A 15,732-nucleotide genomic window follows, 5' to 3' on the forward strand; every position below is an offset into this window, starting at 1 on the left:
CCTTCTTTTATTAAAGCCTCAATCTTTTAGATTGAGGCTTTTTTTTACCTAAATCTAGTCCCGATGGGACTTTTTTTTGATTAATCTGAACTTGTTTCAGATTCTTTTTGTTTTTAGCAGTTTTTAACTTATGAATAGGAGTGTAAAATTGGGTGAAGTGGCTTTTTTGTTGCTGAATGTCTCCTTTCTTAGTGTTAAAAGTCTCTTTTTTTTGATAACCTAATCTTTAAATATCGTCTCTATAGGACGATTTTTTTGCTTAATTTGAACTTGTTTCAGTTTCTTTTTTGTTTATAGGAAAGTATGTCTTATGAAATTCTATGCGTTAGTGGGTGGAGTGGCATCCTTTTTAACCTATATGTCTTCCCGATGGGACGATTTTTTTGTTTAATTTGAACTTGTTTCAGATTCTTTTTTGTTTATAGCAGTTTATATCTTATGAAAATCTATGCGTTAGTGGGTGGAGTGGCATCCTTTTTTTTGTTGCTTACATGTTTCAATACCAAACGTTTGCAACAAAATAAAAGATATAGCGGAACACACGACCTCGTTGTAAGACTAAACCTGTGGTTAAAGTAATACTTGTGCAACGAGGGAACGCCCAGAAAAGAAAACATGAGTAATAATAAATATGTTTTTTGGTAATAAATGCTCTAATTATGACTGCATTTATGTTTTTTAGAGGTAAATTCAATCGTTTTTAAGAAGGGGAATTGGATGTTGTGGATGTTTTTTATATAAAATTCTCTTACTAAATGGATGGAATTATTCTAATTTCGTTTCTTAAGATAAAAGTATTCTTTATTGTTTTTTTATTCTTCATTTGTTCTTTATTCTGTTTTGTGTTTGTCTGTTTAAGCAATTTTGGGATTGATTCTAATTACTTGTAAATGAAGTGTATTTATTAAAAGGTGGATTGTATCCTGTGTAGGTTAAAGTACTGCTGTTAATTCGTGCAGATTGGAATATTGTATAGAAAGTATTTTATCTTTAGGAGATAAAATAATTTATTGAAGAGTGATTTTCGTAACTGTTTTTAGTGTGAAAAACATCATTTTTTTTAAAATTAAGCAAAAAAAAGAGTCCCGTTTGGGACTCTTAAAGTATTAAATTCTTTTCAATTGTTGTTTCATCATTACAATTTGATCTTTCAACATATTGTGTTTGTCTAATTTTTTAGCTTCACCTAATAATTTCTCTGCTTCTATTTTTCTTCTTTTTGAAGCGGCAATTCCTGCTAATTGTAATTTGGCTAAGGCTAAATCTTGATCCATGCTTAAACCTAATTCAATTGCTTTTCTGAAGTATTTTTCAGCTTGATGTAAGTTAGTTTGAGAAACCATTAAGCCATTTAGGTAGTTGTAATACCCTTGTTGTTTTTTTACTAAAGCCGTATCTGGATTGCTAATCATATCTAAATATTTCTTTGCTCCTTCAAAATTTTGCTTTCTTAATTGTAGAAAAGACAAGATAATTAACTCGTTTTTAAAATAAAATAAGATAAAAATAGCTGATAATAGTAGTAAGAAAATACCATTTCCTATATTTCCTTCTGTAAATTGATAGATTGCAAACGCTATAATACTCGCAGCAACAATAAGTTTTATGTTTTTATTGAACATGATTTTTAGTTTAGATTGCAAAGGTAATAAAATCTATTAAAAATATTTTTAAAAAAGTATTTGTATTTGAAAAAAGTCTTTGTATATTTGCACTCGGTTTAAAGAAAGCCATTTATTAAAGAATTATATAGAATTTAAAAATACTAGCAATGAGTAAGAGAACGTTTCAACCATCAAAGAGAAAAAGAAGAAATAAGCACGGTTTCATGGACAGAATGTCATCTCCTAACGGAAGAAAAGTGCTTGCTCGTCGTAGAGCTAAAGGAAGACATAAATTGACTGTATCTTGTGAACCAAGACATAAAAAATAATGTTTTTATTTAAATAAAATATCAGGGTGTTACTATTTTTATAGTAGCACCTTTTTTTATAATTGCGAAGTAATACAACCCACAACAACAACACACAACATGCCAAAAGACAATTCAATTAAATCGGTATTAATTATTGGTTCTGGACCAATTGTAATCGGACAAGCTTGCGAATTTGATTATGCTGGATCACAATCAGCGCGCTCTTTAAGAGAAGAAGGAATTGAAGTTATTCTTATCAATTCGAACCCTGCAACTATCATGACTGATCCAACTATGGCGGATCATGTGTATTTAAAACCTCTTACCACTAAATCTATTATAGAAATCCTTAAAGCACATCCTCAAATTGATGCTGTTTTACCAACAATGGGTGGACAAACTGCGTTAAACTTGTGTATTGAGGCAGATGAAAAAGGAATTTGGAAAGATTTTAACGTAAGATTAATTGGAGTTGATATCAATGCGATTAATATTACGGAAGATAGAGAACAGTTTAAAAACTTATTAAATAAAATCGGGATTCCTCAAGCGCCTGCTAAGACGGCTAATTCTTTCTTAAAAGGGAAAGAGATTGAGCAAGAATTCGGTTTTCCTTTGGTAATTCGTCCTTCGTTTACTTTGGGTGGAACTGGAGCGGCGATTATTTATAAAAAAGAAGATTTTGATGCAGCTTTAACTTATGGTTTAGAAGCTTCACCGATTCACGAAGTTTTGATTGACAAAGCTTTAATGGGTTGGAAAGAATACGAATTAGAATTATTACGTGACAGTAATGATAACGTGGTTATTATCTGTACGATTGAAAATATGGATCCAATGGGAATTCATACTGGAGATTCTATTACTGTGGCGCCAGCGATGACTTTATCGGACACAACTTTTCAAAGAATGCGTGATATGGCCATCTTAATGATGCGTTCTATCGGGAATTTTGCAGGAGGTTGTAACGTACAATTCGCGGTTTCACCAGATGAAAAAGAAGATATTGTGGCGATTGAAATCAATCCTCGTGTGTCTCGTTCTTCGGCATTGGCTTCAAAAGCTACGGGTTATCCAATTGCGAAAATCGCTTCGAAATTAGCTTTAGGATATAACTTAGATGAATTACAAAATCAAATTACTAAATCGACTTCTGCTTTATTTGAGCCGACTTTAGATTATGTAATCGTAAAAATACCACGTTGGAACTTTGATAAATTTGAAGGTGCGGATAGAACTTTAGGTCTTCAAATGAAATCTGTTGGAGAAGTAATGGGAATTGGACGTTCGTTCCAGGAAGCTTTACACAAAGCGACTCAATCTTTAGAGATTAAACGAAATGGGTTAGGAGCTGACGGAAAAGGATATAGCAACTACGACCAAATTATTGAAAAACTAACGTTTGCAAGTTGGGATAGAGTTTTTGTTATTTATGATGCTATTGCGATGGGAATTCCATTAAGTAGAATTCATGAAATCACAAAAATTGACATGTGGTTCTTAAAACAATATGAAGAATTATTCCACTTAGAGAAAGAAATTTCGAAATATAAAATTGATTCTTTACCAAAAGAATTATTACTTGAAGCTAAGCAAAAAGGGTACGGAGACAGACAAATTGCTCATATGATGGGTTGTTTGGAAAGTCAGGTTCACAAATTACGCGATGAAATGAACATTCAACGTGTGTATAAATTAGTGGATACTTGTGCGGCAGAATTTAAAGCACAAACGCCTTATTATTACTCGACTTTTGAAGCAGAGATTGAAAAAGCAGATGGTACAAGATACGTTCATAACGAAAGTATTGTAACCGACAAGAAGAAAGTAGTGGTTTTAGGTTCTGGACCGAATAGAATTGGACAAGGAATTGAGTTCGATTATTCATGTGTTCATGGGGTTTTAGCTGCGAAAGAATGTGGTTATGAAACGATTATGATTAACTGTAATCCAGAAACGGTTTCTACTGATTTTGATACGGCGGATAAATTGTATTTCGAACCGGTTTTCTGGGAACATATTTACGACATCATTCAGCATGAAAAACCTGAAGGTGTAATTGTACAGTTAGGTGGTCAGACTGCTTTGAAATTAGCGGAAAAATTATCTAAATATGGGATTAAAATTTTAGGAACTTCGTTTGATGCGTTAGATTTAGCGGAAGATAGAGGAAGATTCTCAGATTTATTAACTGAATTAAAAATTCCTTTCCCACAATTCGGGATTGCGGAGAGTGCGGAAGAAGCTACACAATTAGCAGACACGTTAGATTTCCCATTATTAGTGCGTCCTTCTTATGTTTTGGGTGGACAAGGGATGAAAATCGTAATTAACAAACAAGAATTAGAAGAGCATGTCATTGATTTATTAAAATCGATTCCTGGAAATAAATTATTATTGGATCATTATTTAGATGGTGCGATAGAAGCAGAAGCAGATGCGATTTGCGACGCCGATGGAAATGTTTACATTATCGGAATTATGGAGCATATTGAGCCTTGTGGGGTGCATTCTGGAGATAGTAATGCTACTTTACCACCGTTTAACTTAGGTGAATTTGTGATGCAACAAATTAAAGATCATACGGAGAAAATTGCTGTAGCTTTAAAAACAGTTGGATTGATTAACATTCAGTTTGCGATTAAAGACGATATCGTTTATATTATTGAAGCGAATCCAAGAGCGTCTCGTACGGTGCCGTTTATTGCGAAAGCGTATGGTGAGCCTTATGTGAACTATGCTACGAAAGTGATGTTAGGTCATAATAAAGTAACTGATTTTACTTTTGAACCGAAATTAAATGGGTATGCGATTAAGCAACCAGTTTTCTCTTTTAGTAAGTTCCCGAATGTGAATAAAGCTTTAGGACCAGAGATGAAGAGTACAGGAGAAAGTATTTTGTTTATTGATGATTTAAAAGACGATCAGTTTTACGATTTATACGCAAGAAGAAAAATGTATTTGACGAAGTAGTGTCTTCGGGAGCACTTCGACAGGCTCAGTGTGACACATTGGTTACTATATAACATTAAAAAAAATCCAAATCTCAATTACGAGGTTTGGATTTTTTGGTTTTATATGGTGTTTATAAAGTTTCACCATACGTTAATAGAGTTTTACCATTCGTATTTAGACTTTTACCATACGTTAATAGAGTTTTACCATTCGTATTTAGACTTTTACCATACGTTAATAGAGTTTTACCATTCGCATTTAGACTTTTACCATGCGTTAATAGAGTTTTACCATTCGCATTTAGACTTTTACCACGCGTTAATAGAGTTTTACCATTCGCATTTAGAGTTTCACCATGCGTTAATAGAGTTTTACCATTCGCATTTAGAGTTTCACCATGCGTTAATAGAGATTTCTAAGCTATTAATTTTGATTTAGACCTCTGAATTTTAATTTTATGAATGCTTTATGATATGGTTGCGCTTCTTGTCCTAATGATTTTAGATAAGCTTTTGCTTCTGTCATTAGTTTTATGATGTTGTTATCAGTTAGATACAAGATTTTGTTTCTGTTTAAGCGGGCGGTTATTAGTTCGTTTCCTGCTGCGTTTACGAAACTACTTAATGTGCTTAATTCTTGTTGAAAGGTTTGTAGGTTATCCACACTAATATCGCTTTCGTTGGGTTGATATTCTGGATGAGAGGCTACTAAATTGATAAGTGTTGCCAGATTTGCGATTCTGCTGTCGTAACTCATTTGTGAGGTTGAGATTCCGGTTGTTTCTGAGGTTTCTGGGTTTATGGCTTTTGCTTTGTTATCTCCACGGACTTTTTTCACATGGTTCATGATGTTTTCTTTATCGGTTGCAGTGATGTTTAATGACTTTGAGAAGTTGAGTATTTTTGTAGATGTTCTTCCTAATTTTTCGATAGCGACTTCTCTGTTGGCTACTGCGTTTTTGTAGCTTGGAATTTTGCTATTTAAGGTGATGATTGCACTATCAATGGCTATTTTGATAGCGATTAGATTGTCTAGTTGAATGTTTATGTTTGAGGGATTGTACATAGCGCCCATTTCTTGTAAAATTTGAATGCCTGTGCCTAAGTTTGCTACGTTTTTTACGTGTCCTACCTCTGATGTTGATGCCATAATTTTGTGTTTTGTGTTTTATAGGTTATTTACTACGATTATATTAATCGCGAGCAAAATTATTACGTTGAGAATATTTTATTTACGGCTATTTCGTAAAAAATGTTAATTTTTGTTTTGTGGTTTTTATTAAATGACCACGCGAAGGGATTCGCGCGGTAGCGGGGTTTTGTAAAATACAAGCATAAAAAAATCCAAATTTCAGGGATGAAATTTGGATTTTTTTGTGTGGTTTTGTTTTTTTGCTTTGTTACCACGCGAAAGGATTCGCGCGGTAGCGGGGGGGAGCGGGGGGGTAAAAATTTATTCTATTACCATTTTTTGAGTTACAGTTTTTCCATCTTCGTTAGTTATTTTTACCAAATAAATTCCTTTTTTTAAATTTGTTTCAATTTGATTTGTAGTATTAACTTCTTTTTTTGTAAAAACTAATTGCCCGAGTATATCATAAATTTCTAGACTGCCACTTTGTAAACTGTTTATACTAAAATTACCCTTATTAGGGTTTGGATATAAACTGTAATTAAATAAGTCAAAATCATTTGTACTTAAACCATTTGATATTTTACGTATTTTATCATTTCCAATTTCTGTAATATATAAGTTGGATGAAGCATCAAAAATAAGATGAGTTGGCATAAGAAATAAAGCTGTTGACAAATCTCCGTCTAAACTACCTTGAACAGAACCTGAATAAGTAGATACTAAACCAGACGGAGTTATTTTTCTAATACGGTTGTTGGCTTGGTCTGCTACAAATAGATTTCCTGATCCATCTACACAAATTCCTGTTGCCATACTAAATTTTGCCGCCGTTCCTTGACCATCTGCATAGCCTGGTGTACTTCCAGCTATAGTACTAACAATACCTAATGAATTTATTTTTCGAATTTTTTGGTTAAATAGTTCACAAATAAAAAAATTGTTATTTGCATCTATACAAATACCTGATGGATAATCGAATTTTGCAGTAGTTCCAGTACCGTCTTGATAACCACTTGTTGACCCTGCAACTGTTGATACTATTCCAGCAGGTGTAATTTTTCTAATACGGTTGTTACCACCATCGGCAACAAATAAATTTCCTTGAGCATCAATACAAATTCCTTCTAAATAGCTAAATTTAGCGGTGTTTGCAGCACCATCTGCAAAACCTTGAGTTGTGCCTGCAACTGTAGTAACCATTCCTGCAGGCGTAATTTTACGAATTTTGAAATTAAGAGCATCAGTAATATATATATTTCCTTGTGAATCAATACACATTCCATTTGGAGATTTAAAAACTGCATTTGTACCTATACCATCAGCATAGCCCTCAACACCGCTACCAGCAAAGGTTGTTACAGTATTATTTCCGCTTGGTTCTATTTTTCTAATTCGGTTATTATCAGCATCGGCTATGAAGATATTTCCTTGACTATCAATACAAATTCCCCTAGGGTCATTAAATTGTGCTAGCAATCCTGGTCCATCTAAATAACCATAAGTAGTGCCTGCAACTGTTGTTACTTGTTGAGAAAACACAAGAGTATTTATAAACAATGTGGTAATAAAAAATAGAATCTTGCTCATGGTTTTTTGTTTTTTATCATAGAATGCGCTATCGGGTTTTACTATAAAATTTGCAATCTTTCCAAATGCTTGTTGCAGACGTTTATTTTAAATTAGTAATCATTTGTTCAACATATTGTTCAAATCTTTTGTCACTTTTAATGTTTGATTCAGTTAACCATCTTTGAAAATTTTTATTATCTTTTTTTAAATAATAACCTTGTAGGATATTAAATGCATTTTCTGACTTATAGGTTGTATCAGATATTTTTAATAAAAAAAGATTAAATGTATTTTCTGCGTCTTGTAAATCTCCATTTTTAGCTTGTGAATAAATCAGTTCTTTAATTGTATATGCGGTTACGGTTTCTTCTTTAAGAGATTGCATTAAAATTTCAATTGCTTTGCTATAGTTTTTTAAGCAGTTGTAGGAATATGCTAGTTCAACTTTTAGCCCTTCGTATTTAGGATTAAGTTTATAAGCTTTATTTAAAAACTCTAGCGCTTTTTCACATTCACCCCAACCATTATACATATATCCCCATCGATATTGACGTTCAACTGTATTTTCATTTTCTTTATAAAATTTCAGCCAATCAGGAACTTTTTTGATACCTAATTCTGAAAATTTAGTTTCAGGAATAAAAGCTACCAATACATTATTAGGTTCTAAACGATATTTCATTGAACCTTCCATTTCTCTTTTTTTAAAATTGAATTTACCGTTTTCATCTATTTTAAAGGAGCCTTCATAATCAAATGTTAATCCAGCCTGTGAATCTATGTAAATAAATCCTAAGTTATATGAACCTGTAGAATCAGCTGGGAATGCTACCCATTTGTCTTCGCACTGTACAAATTTCTTATCAAAGATTAACTTCGATTGAGCAAAACTGAAAATTGAAATAAAATATATTGTAAATATTAGGTGTTTTTTCATAAGGTGTAATTTTAATGGCTACTAACTCACAAATATACTCAACTTCGTGATGCATATAAAACTTAAGTCATTCGCAAGCCCACAAAAATATACCAAATACTTGATACGATTTTACGGTTTTTGGCGCTAATGTTTACGGTTTTGTTTTTTTTTGGTTGTTTATTGCTCAAAGTTGGGAGAATTTGTGAAGCGGTTGTTTTAATTGAGCCTTGGATCTTTTGTCTTAATTATTGGTAATATTGATTCTCCTGAAAAAACCATTATTTGTAGTACAAATAGAATTATTATAATGATTGCGAAAGCAAATTGAGAGGATGATTTAATTGTGGCATACTGTGATTCAACTTTCTTCATGATTGACTTCGATTCATCTAATTGAATATTTGAAAGTTTGGTCAAAGATAAAAGCGCTTTTTCTGTATAATCAGTAGGTTGAAAATTTTGGCTTAGTACTTTTTGTTCCATTTTTTTAAAGTAATTAGTCAACTCAACTGTTGTTGCCTTTTCAAGTTTTGTAAGCTTTGTTTTGCTGTAGGCATTATATGTGTAATTGAAATTTTCAATTATTTTTTTGATAGCGTTAGATTTCGAAGTGTTATTTAAGTCAGCATTTAATATTTCTCTAATTTGATAAATATTACTTGTCATTTTTAGTATGTAGTCTTCTGCAACTAGTCTGTCCTCTTACATTGTAGATATTGAGCTCTTTACATTTTGAGTATGTATCCTGTCAAGATAATTACTTAAAAGTACTAACAAGCATAATGCAAGCAGCACAATTGACGCTAAAAGTTTATTCTTGATACTATATGTCCACTTCATATTTGTCCTATTTTAGGTTTTAATTGTGATAAGTGCTATTTGTAAAGCGTCATTTTTATTTGTTATGGCGTTTTAGGCTTGCTTAAACGTTCTGGCTTGGCGCAGTAGCGGCTGCGTGAACGATTATTTCTTGCTAATAAAAGATTTCTGGCGAAATGTAAAACGTGAATTTACTGCAAAATTCGCAATCTTGCCAAGCGTTTGTTAGTGGCTAGTTTTTTTATAGATTATTTTCTTTCATCAGTCGACAAAATTGCATATCCATAATTATCTGACCATCCAGACTTTAAAGGCAATAATTTTCTTGTATGAGCTTCTCTAAGCATACCAACTTTTTCTAAAACACTGATTGAACCAATATTTTCAATTGCACAACCAGCTTCAATTCTATGTAGTTTCAAGTTTTCAAATCCAAAATCTATTATTTTTCTCAAACTTTCTGTTGCATAACCTTTATTCCAAAATTTATAATCATATTGAAACCAAACTTCCGCATTTTTATAATGTTCTTTCCCTAAATTAATTCCAATCAAACCGATAAATTCATTTTCATCAATTAATTCAACTGAAAAAGTAAATCGTTTGGTGTCTTCTTTGGCATTTTCGACAATCCAATTTTCAACAGTAATTTTTGTTTCGTTTATATTTTTGGGAATTCCCGATGTATTAAACTTTGCCGTTTCCTCTAATGATTGTAACTTATAAACGTCTTCAATATTTAGTATAGAAATTGGTTTTATATTTAATCTTTCAGTATTTAAATTTATGTTCATCTTTTGTAATTATTTCTATCAAACGATTTTTGAGTAAAATGCCACATAACTTGTCTATATTGTAACAAAGTTTCTACAATCCACCTAAATTAAGGAGAATACTCTATATAAAGTAGCGCTTTTCAAATATATAATTATTTTTTTACAAACTAGATATTGGGTTTTATTTGTTTAAATTTTTATAAATTAATTTCACAAAGCTTATATTGAGAATCCATACAAACGAGTTTTTCTTGAAATCCTGAAACGAGTTCAGGATGACATATAAAGCAGAGTTTTAACTTTGTAAATTAAAAAATCCAAATCTCAGTTAAGAAATTTGGATTTTTTTTACTTTAAAAATATGGAGAAGCTCAAATAAAATTCAAATTATAGTTTTAACAAAATACTCTTTGGTACTTTTTCATAATTTCCCAAACGTGTGCAGTATTTGTTCTAAGCTAGAAGTTTGGTTGAATGTGGCAATTATAGCAGGTGTAGGGTATTGGGCTTTTACTTGTAATTCGTAGTTAGCTGGATTATAAATTAGGGCATATTTTTTATTGGCAATATTGAAAACAATGGGTTTGTTTTTAAATAATGTATTTATCTCCGTTAAGTTTCTTATGGGTTTGTAATGCTGCTTTTTCTCAGACATATTTACTAATGAAAGTATTACATTTATGTTTTTTTGCATAGAAATACACTTTTGAGGTTAGTGAGTTGAAAATTTACAAAAATTATATAGCCATTCGAATGGATTTAATAGGCAACTGATTTTTCATGTACTCCGTTTTAGTACGAATTTTTTTCAAAATGCAAATTTTATAGTTTATTTTGTCTTTTAAACTTTTTAAACTATCTAACGGTGTGTTTCGTAAACCAAGTGATCCGAAAAAGAAAGCATCTGCATCATCATAACTTTTTTTGTATTCGTTATGTTCTTTATTAAACGCATTTTTCAAAAACTCGGAGTTGTATTTGCTCCAAGTATAATAATCGTCTTTATTGTTTTTTAAATCGGATTGCGTGTAGACTTGTCTGTTGTATAATTCTTCCCCTAATTTTATTCTTTCGTCTATGACTTTGTTAAATTTTGTTTTAAAATATAATAATTCTGTTGGGATAGAATCTATACTGCTATTGGATAGTTTTTTTGTCATATTTTAATATTTTAATTTATATTCTAACATTTTGATTGTTGATTTATAAATGGTTAGTTTTCCTATTGTTAAAGAATACTTATCTTTTTGCAATACTAAATATCTGAGTTTAATGTAATTATTAAACTGTTAAAATTTTACTAGTAAGCAAAGCAATTTTAGAATTAGAAAAATCATTAGCTATGAATTTGAATTTTGTTTTAACAAATTTAAGCAACAACTTTGTTTCGATTTTACGGTTTTTTAAACTAATGTTTACGGTCGAGAAAAAAATAAAGAATTATTGGGGTAGGGAAGTGCTAGCCTTAATAAAATAAGGGTTTTTTGATTTGAAAACTAGTAATTTTAAATTGTTGAAAGGTATTATAAAAGCTTTTCTAAAACCATAAAAGTCAGAGGTTCAGAATGTAAAACAACATCGTCAAAATTTGCAGGAAAAGGTTCACGTTCTCCAGTATCTAAATAACCATTGCGTTTGTACCAAGCAATTAGTTCTTCACGAATAGTAATTACTGTCATTACAATTTTTGGTAAATGTACCGAGTGTGCGAAATCTTCTGCAGCTTGTAATAGTTTTTTACCCAAACCTGAGTTTTGTAATTCGGGAGAAATGGTTAACATTCCTAAATACAATTTGGTTTTTTTATTGGTTAATAAAACGGTACCAATAATTTTGTTGTTTTCTTGATAGATTAAAAGGGTATTGTTGGTGTCTAGAAGAATTTCAATTAGTTCTGTTTCTGTAATTCGTGTGCCTTCTAAAATGTTGGCTTCAGTTGTCCAACCTTTTTTAGAAGTTTCTCCGCGATATGCCGAATTTACAAGGTTTGTAATTTCGGTTACATGAATTAATGTGGCTTTTGAAATCATTTGTTCCCGTGTTTTTTCCAGTATGATTTTCCGTAACTGCAGAAAATTTCTTCTGAAGCTTTGATGTTTTTCAGGGCAATTAAACATACATTTTTTTCGTCATCTAAAGCAATTTTGGCATTGTTTTTAAATTCTGAAACGCTAAATCCAGAAGCATCATTGGCATATTTTGCAAAGCATTCTACAGGATTGGAATCTAGAATAGTTCCATCAAGCAAATTAATAAAATATTGATCGTGTCCAGATTTGGCGATAGATTCCGCTTCTTTGTCGGATAATATTTTGCCTTTGAATACCGTAATAACTTCGTCCTTATAGATTTTTATAGCCGTAAACAAGCCTTTTCCCGAATTTGGAATTTGAGATTGCTGAATGTATAAATAATCTTCTTCTGAAGCGTTGATGTGGTTATCCATTTTAAGTTGTGAAGTTGTTTTGCCACGAAGACGCTAAGGCGCAAAGTTTTTTGGTTGGGTTGAATAATTTAATAGTTTGCCACGAATTATCGAATAAATCGAATTGGTTTCGTTGAATCTTCAATTTCGTGGCAAATGAAATTAGTGTTTTTTTATTTAAACATATCCATTCCTGGAATACTTGGCATTCCTGATTGCGCTACGGCAGCCATTTCTGCTTCGTTTACGTTTGTAGCTTTTGTGATGGCTTTGTTTAAAACCGTAACCAAATAGTCTTCTAACATTTCTTTGTCTTGTAATAATTCATCTGAAATTTTGAAGTTTTTAATTTCTCTGTTGGCTGTTAAAGTTACTTGTAATAAACCGTCGTTACTTTGTTCGTCCACTAAAACGTTGTTTAATCTGTTTTTAGTTTCTTCCATTTTTTGTTGGGTTTCTTTTAATTTACCCATCATTCCCATTAAGTCCATTTTTTTTGTTTTTTAAGTTGTTATATCTTCTTTTTTTTCGAATAATTCATCTTCATTATCAATTTCTTCGTTTGATGTTGGAAACATCTTTTGTAATTTTCTTATTTGATTTTCTCTATTAAACTTTTCATCATAATAATATGCTAAAGGGAAACTCAATAGCCAAAATATTAAATTATAATCTGAAAGTTTAAGATAAGTACACCCAAATGTTATTATCATACAAGTTATGAAACCAAACCATGAATAATAATTTGCTTGTAATAGCTTAAGTTCGAAATCATCATCAATAAATCTTCTTTTAAAGAAAAAGGTTATATACGGAATCCAAATAAAGAAAAATAAGTTTTTTTGAATAAGAGATAAATCATCAACAATATTTTTTTGTACTAATGTATTAAATTCAATGACTTTTTTTTCTTTGTATAATTTTATGTCTTCTTCCGTTACTTTTCTTTTGCCAATTTCTTCAATTGCAACTGTTACAGCTAATTCTGTATAACTAAACTTATTTCCAATAATATCTAATAATTGTTCATTCGATAAATTGCAATATCGTTTTTCTAGATCCTCTTTTGTAACCATTTTTATTTAATGTTTATTACAACTCCTTAATAAAAGTACAACGTTTCTTGTGATATTCTGGATCAAAATGTTTCCATAAATTATGAACCGCATGATTGTCTTCTAATTCAGGTGTTCGCATACAATTTACGACTCCTAATTTTTTAAAACTGATGTGATTTTCATTAAATATGATAGAAGTCACACCTTTACTTTGGTATTCAGGTAAAACTCCTATTAAATAAAACACAGCTGTTTTGCATTTCTTTTTAGCTTGTAATAAATGATAAAATCCGGTTGGAAATAATTTTCCTTTGGCTTTTTGTAAGGCTTCTGCAAAATCGGGCATTACAATACTAAAAGCTACCATTTTACCTTCTTTATCCATCACAAATTTTATAAATTCGGGATTGATAAATGAAATGTATTTCTTTTTAAAATATTCGATTTGAATATCATTGATTGGTACAAAAGATTGCAAAGACGCATAACTCCCGTTGAACAAAGTAAACATTTTGTCCACATAAGGCATAATGTCTTTGGTTTTGGTAAAGTTCAAATGAGTCAATTCGTACCTTTTTTCAATCATGTCGGCAATACGTTGAAAATTAGTCGGATCAATATTAGAAAATGGAAATTTACTTTCTAAATATACTTTTTCTTTAGTAAAACCTAATTGTTCGAAATGTGTGGCATAATAAGGAAAATTGTACCAAGTAATCATCAAGCCTCTTTGGTCGAAACCTTCAATTAAACAACCTACTTTATCTAAATTGGAGAATCCCATTGGACCTTCAATATTTTCTAAATTATGTTCCTTACCAAAAGCAACAACTTTTTCTAAGAGTGCTTTCGTAACTTCAATATCATCAATCACATCAAACCAACCAAAACGAACTTTCTTTTTACCAAGAATATTGACTTCGTCCCAATTGATAATCGCCACAACACGACCCACAATTTTATTGTTTTTATAGGCTAAATAAAAATGTGTATCAGCCGTTTTAAAAACAGGATTTTTAGTTTTATCAAAAGTTTCTAATTCCTCCTGAATTAGTGGTGGCACCCAATTTTTATTGTCTTTATATAATTCGAAAGGAAATTTTACAAATTCCTTCATTTCTTTTTTAGAGAAAACTTCTTTTATTTCAATCATTATTCCACTTCGTCTTTTCGTTTCTTTTTATCTGCTTTTTTGTCCATTTTTTTGTCCATTTTACTTCTTGTTCCTGGCTTGTCCATTTTCACTTCTTTGTAGTTTTTAGTAAAACGCCAAGTGAATCCAATTCCTCCATAGAAAATTCCAGGAGTACTTTTTATATTCGTACCAATTGAAGCATCAAATTGCATGTTTTTTTCGTGAAGAAAAGCTGCACCAACACGCACAATTCCATCACTATAATATTTTCCATTATATCCTTGGTTTTCAATAAATGCCGACCAGTTTTGGTTGATTCCACGAGTTAAGGTTAAGATGTAGTCGATACTGGCGAATTCAGTTCCTATTTTATTGTAGATTAAGTTGGTTACTAAAACCGTTCTGCTTCCAAAATGATTTTGAGCGATAGCCATTACTTTCGGACTAAAATTAGGTTCAATAACAGTTGTGTTTGAGAATAGATTGTTTTCTGAAAAATTAAAATTCACTCCAGCATACGCAGAAAAAGCAGGTATAAATTGTTTCCATTTGAAACGGTGATTGGCTTTCCAACTGTATAAATTAGGTTTTTCTGGACCTTTTTTGAAAGGATCGTAAAATAAAAATTTAGCTCCAAAAACTGTTTGACGCAAGGCACTTCTGTCAGTAGTTACACCAAATTGTTGATAGGCATCTTTTTGATATTGAATCTCAGCAATAACTTCTAATTCTTCCTTGAATAATCCCCATCGCATGGCAAAATCTGCATTATATCCTTTAGCTTTGTACTTAAGATTTTCGTGATCTTCAGTTATATAATTTACTCCAGTTTCAGTTTGAAATACGCTTTTACCTACAGAAAATGCCATCATTGATTTTCCTGGACGATTGGAGTTCACCTCGTCTGTAAATTGTGCATTACAAATTGTAGAAGCAATAAGTGTTGCAAACAAAAATATATTAGTCGCTTTCATAAAATTTATTTTAAAACCCAAATGTAAATATTTTATCATAATTTTAAGTATTA

At 31.2% G+C, this 15,732-nt stretch carries 16 protein-coding genes; 2 read left to right on the plus strand and 14 right to left on the minus strand.

Annotated features, from left to right (window positions below):
- Positions 1 to 1,106: 1,106 nt before the first annotated feature.
- Entirely contained in the window at positions 1,107 to 1,622 is a 516-nt protein-coding gene (locus G6N05_RS14230; RefSeq protein WP_166131131.1) for a DUF2892 domain-containing protein, read from the minus strand.
- Between the two features lie 149 nt (positions 1,623 to 1,771).
- On the opposite strand from G6N05_RS14230, the gene rpmH reads away from it, so the two are divergent.
- Positions 1,772 to 1,933: a 50S ribosomal protein L34 gene (rpmH, locus tag G6N05_RS14235; RefSeq protein WP_091315350.1), complete on the plus strand. Its 162-nt coding sequence runs from the start codon at positions 1,772 to 1,774 to the stop codon at positions 1,931 to 1,933.
- Between the two features lie 99 nt (positions 1,934 to 2,032).
- Entirely contained in the window at positions 2,033 to 4,888 is a 2,856-nt protein-coding gene (gene carB, locus G6N05_RS14240; protein ID WP_166131135.1) for a carbamoyl-phosphate synthase large subunit, read from the plus strand.
- Between the two features lie 405 nt (positions 4,889 to 5,293).
- Here carB and G6N05_RS14245 read toward each other — a convergent pair whose 3' ends face one another.
- The 13 genes from G6N05_RS14245 to G6N05_RS14305 form a co-directional block, all read right to left on the minus strand.
- Positions 5,294 to 6,019 carry a hypothetical protein gene (locus G6N05_RS14245; RefSeq protein ID WP_166131139.1) on the minus strand — a complete coding sequence of 242 codons (726 nt, stop codon included), beginning with the start codon at positions 6,017 to 6,019 and terminating at the stop codon, positions 5,294 to 5,296.
- Positions 6,020 to 6,322: 303 nt separating this feature from the next.
- A complete protein-coding gene (locus G6N05_RS14250) occupies positions 6,323 to 7,591 on the minus strand; it encodes an SMP-30/gluconolactonase/LRE family protein (RefSeq protein WP_166131144.1) in 1,269 nt (422 codons plus the stop codon).
- Between the two features lie 82 nt (positions 7,592 to 7,673).
- Positions 7,674 to 8,510, minus strand: coding sequence for a tetratricopeptide repeat protein (locus G6N05_RS14255; RefSeq protein WP_166131148.1), 837 nt, complete (start codon positions 8,508 to 8,510; stop codon positions 7,674 to 7,676).
- A 198-nt stretch (positions 8,511 to 8,708) separates the two neighbouring features.
- Positions 8,709 to 9,158: a hypothetical protein gene (locus G6N05_RS14260; RefSeq protein WP_166131152.1), complete on the minus strand. Its 450-nt coding sequence runs from the start codon at positions 9,156 to 9,158 to the stop codon at positions 8,709 to 8,711.
- Positions 9,159 to 9,559: 401 nt separating this feature from the next.
- Positions 9,560 to 10,105 carry a GNAT family N-acetyltransferase gene (locus G6N05_RS14265; protein WP_166131157.1) on the minus strand — a complete coding sequence of 182 codons (546 nt, stop codon included), beginning with the start codon at positions 10,103 to 10,105 and terminating at the stop codon, positions 9,560 to 9,562.
- Positions 10,106 to 10,508: 403 nt separating this feature from the next.
- On the minus strand, positions 10,509 to 10,781 hold the full coding sequence (locus G6N05_RS14270; protein ID WP_166131162.1) for a hypothetical protein: 273 nt from the start codon (positions 10,779 to 10,781) through the stop codon (positions 10,509 to 10,511).
- Positions 10,782 to 10,824: 43 nt separating this feature from the next.
- A complete protein-coding gene (locus G6N05_RS14275) occupies positions 10,825 to 11,247 on the minus strand; it encodes a hypothetical protein (RefSeq protein WP_166131166.1) in 423 nt (140 codons plus the stop codon).
- 363 nt (positions 11,248 to 11,610) lie between these two features.
- On the minus strand, positions 11,611 to 12,117 hold the full coding sequence (locus G6N05_RS14280; protein ID WP_166131170.1) for a GNAT family N-acetyltransferase: 507 nt from the start codon (positions 12,115 to 12,117) through the stop codon (positions 11,611 to 11,613).
- On the minus strand, positions 12,114 to 12,533 hold the full coding sequence (locus tag G6N05_RS14285; protein ID WP_166131174.1) for an SET domain-containing protein: 420 nt from the start codon (positions 12,531 to 12,533) through the stop codon (positions 12,114 to 12,116). Before G6N05_RS14285 ends, G6N05_RS14280 begins: the two co-directional genes overlap by 4 nt.
- A gap of 152 nt (positions 12,534 to 12,685) precedes the next feature.
- Entirely contained in the window at positions 12,686 to 13,003 is a 318-nt protein-coding gene (locus tag G6N05_RS14290; protein ID WP_166131178.1) for a YbaB/EbfC family nucleoid-associated protein, read from the minus strand.
- Between the two features lie 12 nt (positions 13,004 to 13,015).
- A complete protein-coding gene (locus G6N05_RS14295; RefSeq protein WP_166131181.1) occupies positions 13,016 to 13,588 on the minus strand; it encodes a hypothetical protein in 573 nt (190 codons plus the stop codon).
- Between the two features lie 16 nt (positions 13,589 to 13,604).
- Positions 13,605 to 14,723 carry a GTP cyclohydrolase gene (locus G6N05_RS14300; protein ID WP_166131184.1) on the minus strand — a complete coding sequence of 373 codons (1,119 nt, stop codon included), beginning with the start codon at positions 14,721 to 14,723 and terminating at the stop codon, positions 13,605 to 13,607.
- The gene (locus tag G6N05_RS14305; protein ID WP_166131187.1) at positions 14,723 to 15,679 is read right to left on the minus strand and encodes a transporter; all 957 of its coding nucleotides are present in this window, start codon (positions 15,677 to 15,679) and stop codon (positions 14,723 to 14,725) included. The genes G6N05_RS14300 and G6N05_RS14305 overlap by 1 nt, the downstream gene beginning before the upstream one ends.
- Between the last annotated feature and the right edge of the window lie 53 nt (positions 15,680 to 15,732).

The sequence above is a fragment of the Flavobacterium bernardetii genome, assembly GCF_011305415.1.
Taxonomy (GTDB): Bacteria; Bacteroidota; Bacteroidia; order Flavobacteriales; family Flavobacteriaceae; genus Flavobacterium; species Flavobacterium bernardetii.

Excerpts from the sequence above, each read along its gene's own strand:
- G6N05_RS14230 (WP_166131131.1), bottom strand. The coding sequence starts at position 1,622 with ATGTTCAATAAAAACATAAAACTTATTGTTGCTGCGAGTATTATAGCG.
- rpmH (WP_091315350.1), top strand. The coding sequence starts at position 1,772 with ATGAGTAAGAGAACGTTTCAACCATCAAAGAGAAAAAGAAGAAATAAG.
- carB (WP_166131135.1), top strand. The coding sequence starts at position 2,033 with ATGCCAAAAGACAATTCAATTAAATCGGTATTAATTATTGGTTCTGGA.
- G6N05_RS14245 (WP_166131139.1), bottom strand. The coding sequence starts at position 6,019 with ATGGCATCAACATCAGAGGTAGGACACGTAAAAAACGTAGCAAACTTA.
- G6N05_RS14250 (WP_166131144.1), bottom strand. The coding sequence starts at position 7,591 with ATGAGCAAGATTCTATTTTTTATTACCACATTGTTTATAAATACTCTT.
- G6N05_RS14255 (WP_166131148.1), bottom strand. The coding sequence starts at position 8,510 with ATGAAAAAACACCTAATATTTACAATATATTTTATTTCAATTTTCAGT.
- G6N05_RS14260 (WP_166131152.1), bottom strand. The coding sequence starts at position 9,158 with ATGACAAGTAATATTTATCAAATTAGAGAAATATTAAATGCTGACTTA.
- G6N05_RS14265 (WP_166131157.1), bottom strand. The coding sequence starts at position 10,105 with ATGAACATAAATTTAAATACTGAAAGATTAAATATAAAACCAATTTCT.
- G6N05_RS14270 (WP_166131162.1), bottom strand. The coding sequence starts at position 10,781 with ATGCAAAAAAACATAAATGTAATACTTTCATTAGTAAATATGTCTGAG.
- G6N05_RS14275 (WP_166131166.1), bottom strand. The coding sequence starts at position 11,247 with ATGACAAAAAAACTATCCAATAGCAGTATAGATTCTATCCCAACAGAA.
- G6N05_RS14280 (WP_166131170.1), bottom strand. The coding sequence starts at position 12,117 with ATGATTTCAAAAGCCACATTAATTCATGTAACCGAAATTACAAACCTT.
- G6N05_RS14285 (WP_166131174.1), bottom strand. The coding sequence starts at position 12,533 with ATGGATAACCACATCAACGCTTCAGAAGAAGATTATTTATACATTCAG.
- G6N05_RS14290 (WP_166131178.1), bottom strand. The coding sequence starts at position 13,003 with ATGGACTTAATGGGAATGATGGGTAAATTAAAAGAAACCCAACAAAAA.
- G6N05_RS14295 (WP_166131181.1), bottom strand. The coding sequence starts at position 13,588 with ATGGTTACAAAAGAGGATCTAGAAAAACGATATTGCAATTTATCGAAT.
- G6N05_RS14300 (WP_166131184.1), bottom strand. The coding sequence starts at position 14,723 with ATGATTGAAATAAAAGAAGTTTTCTCTAAAAAAGAAATGAAGGAATTT.
- G6N05_RS14305 (WP_166131187.1), bottom strand. The coding sequence starts at position 15,679 with ATGAAAGCGACTAATATATTTTTGTTTGCAACACTTATTGCTTCTACA.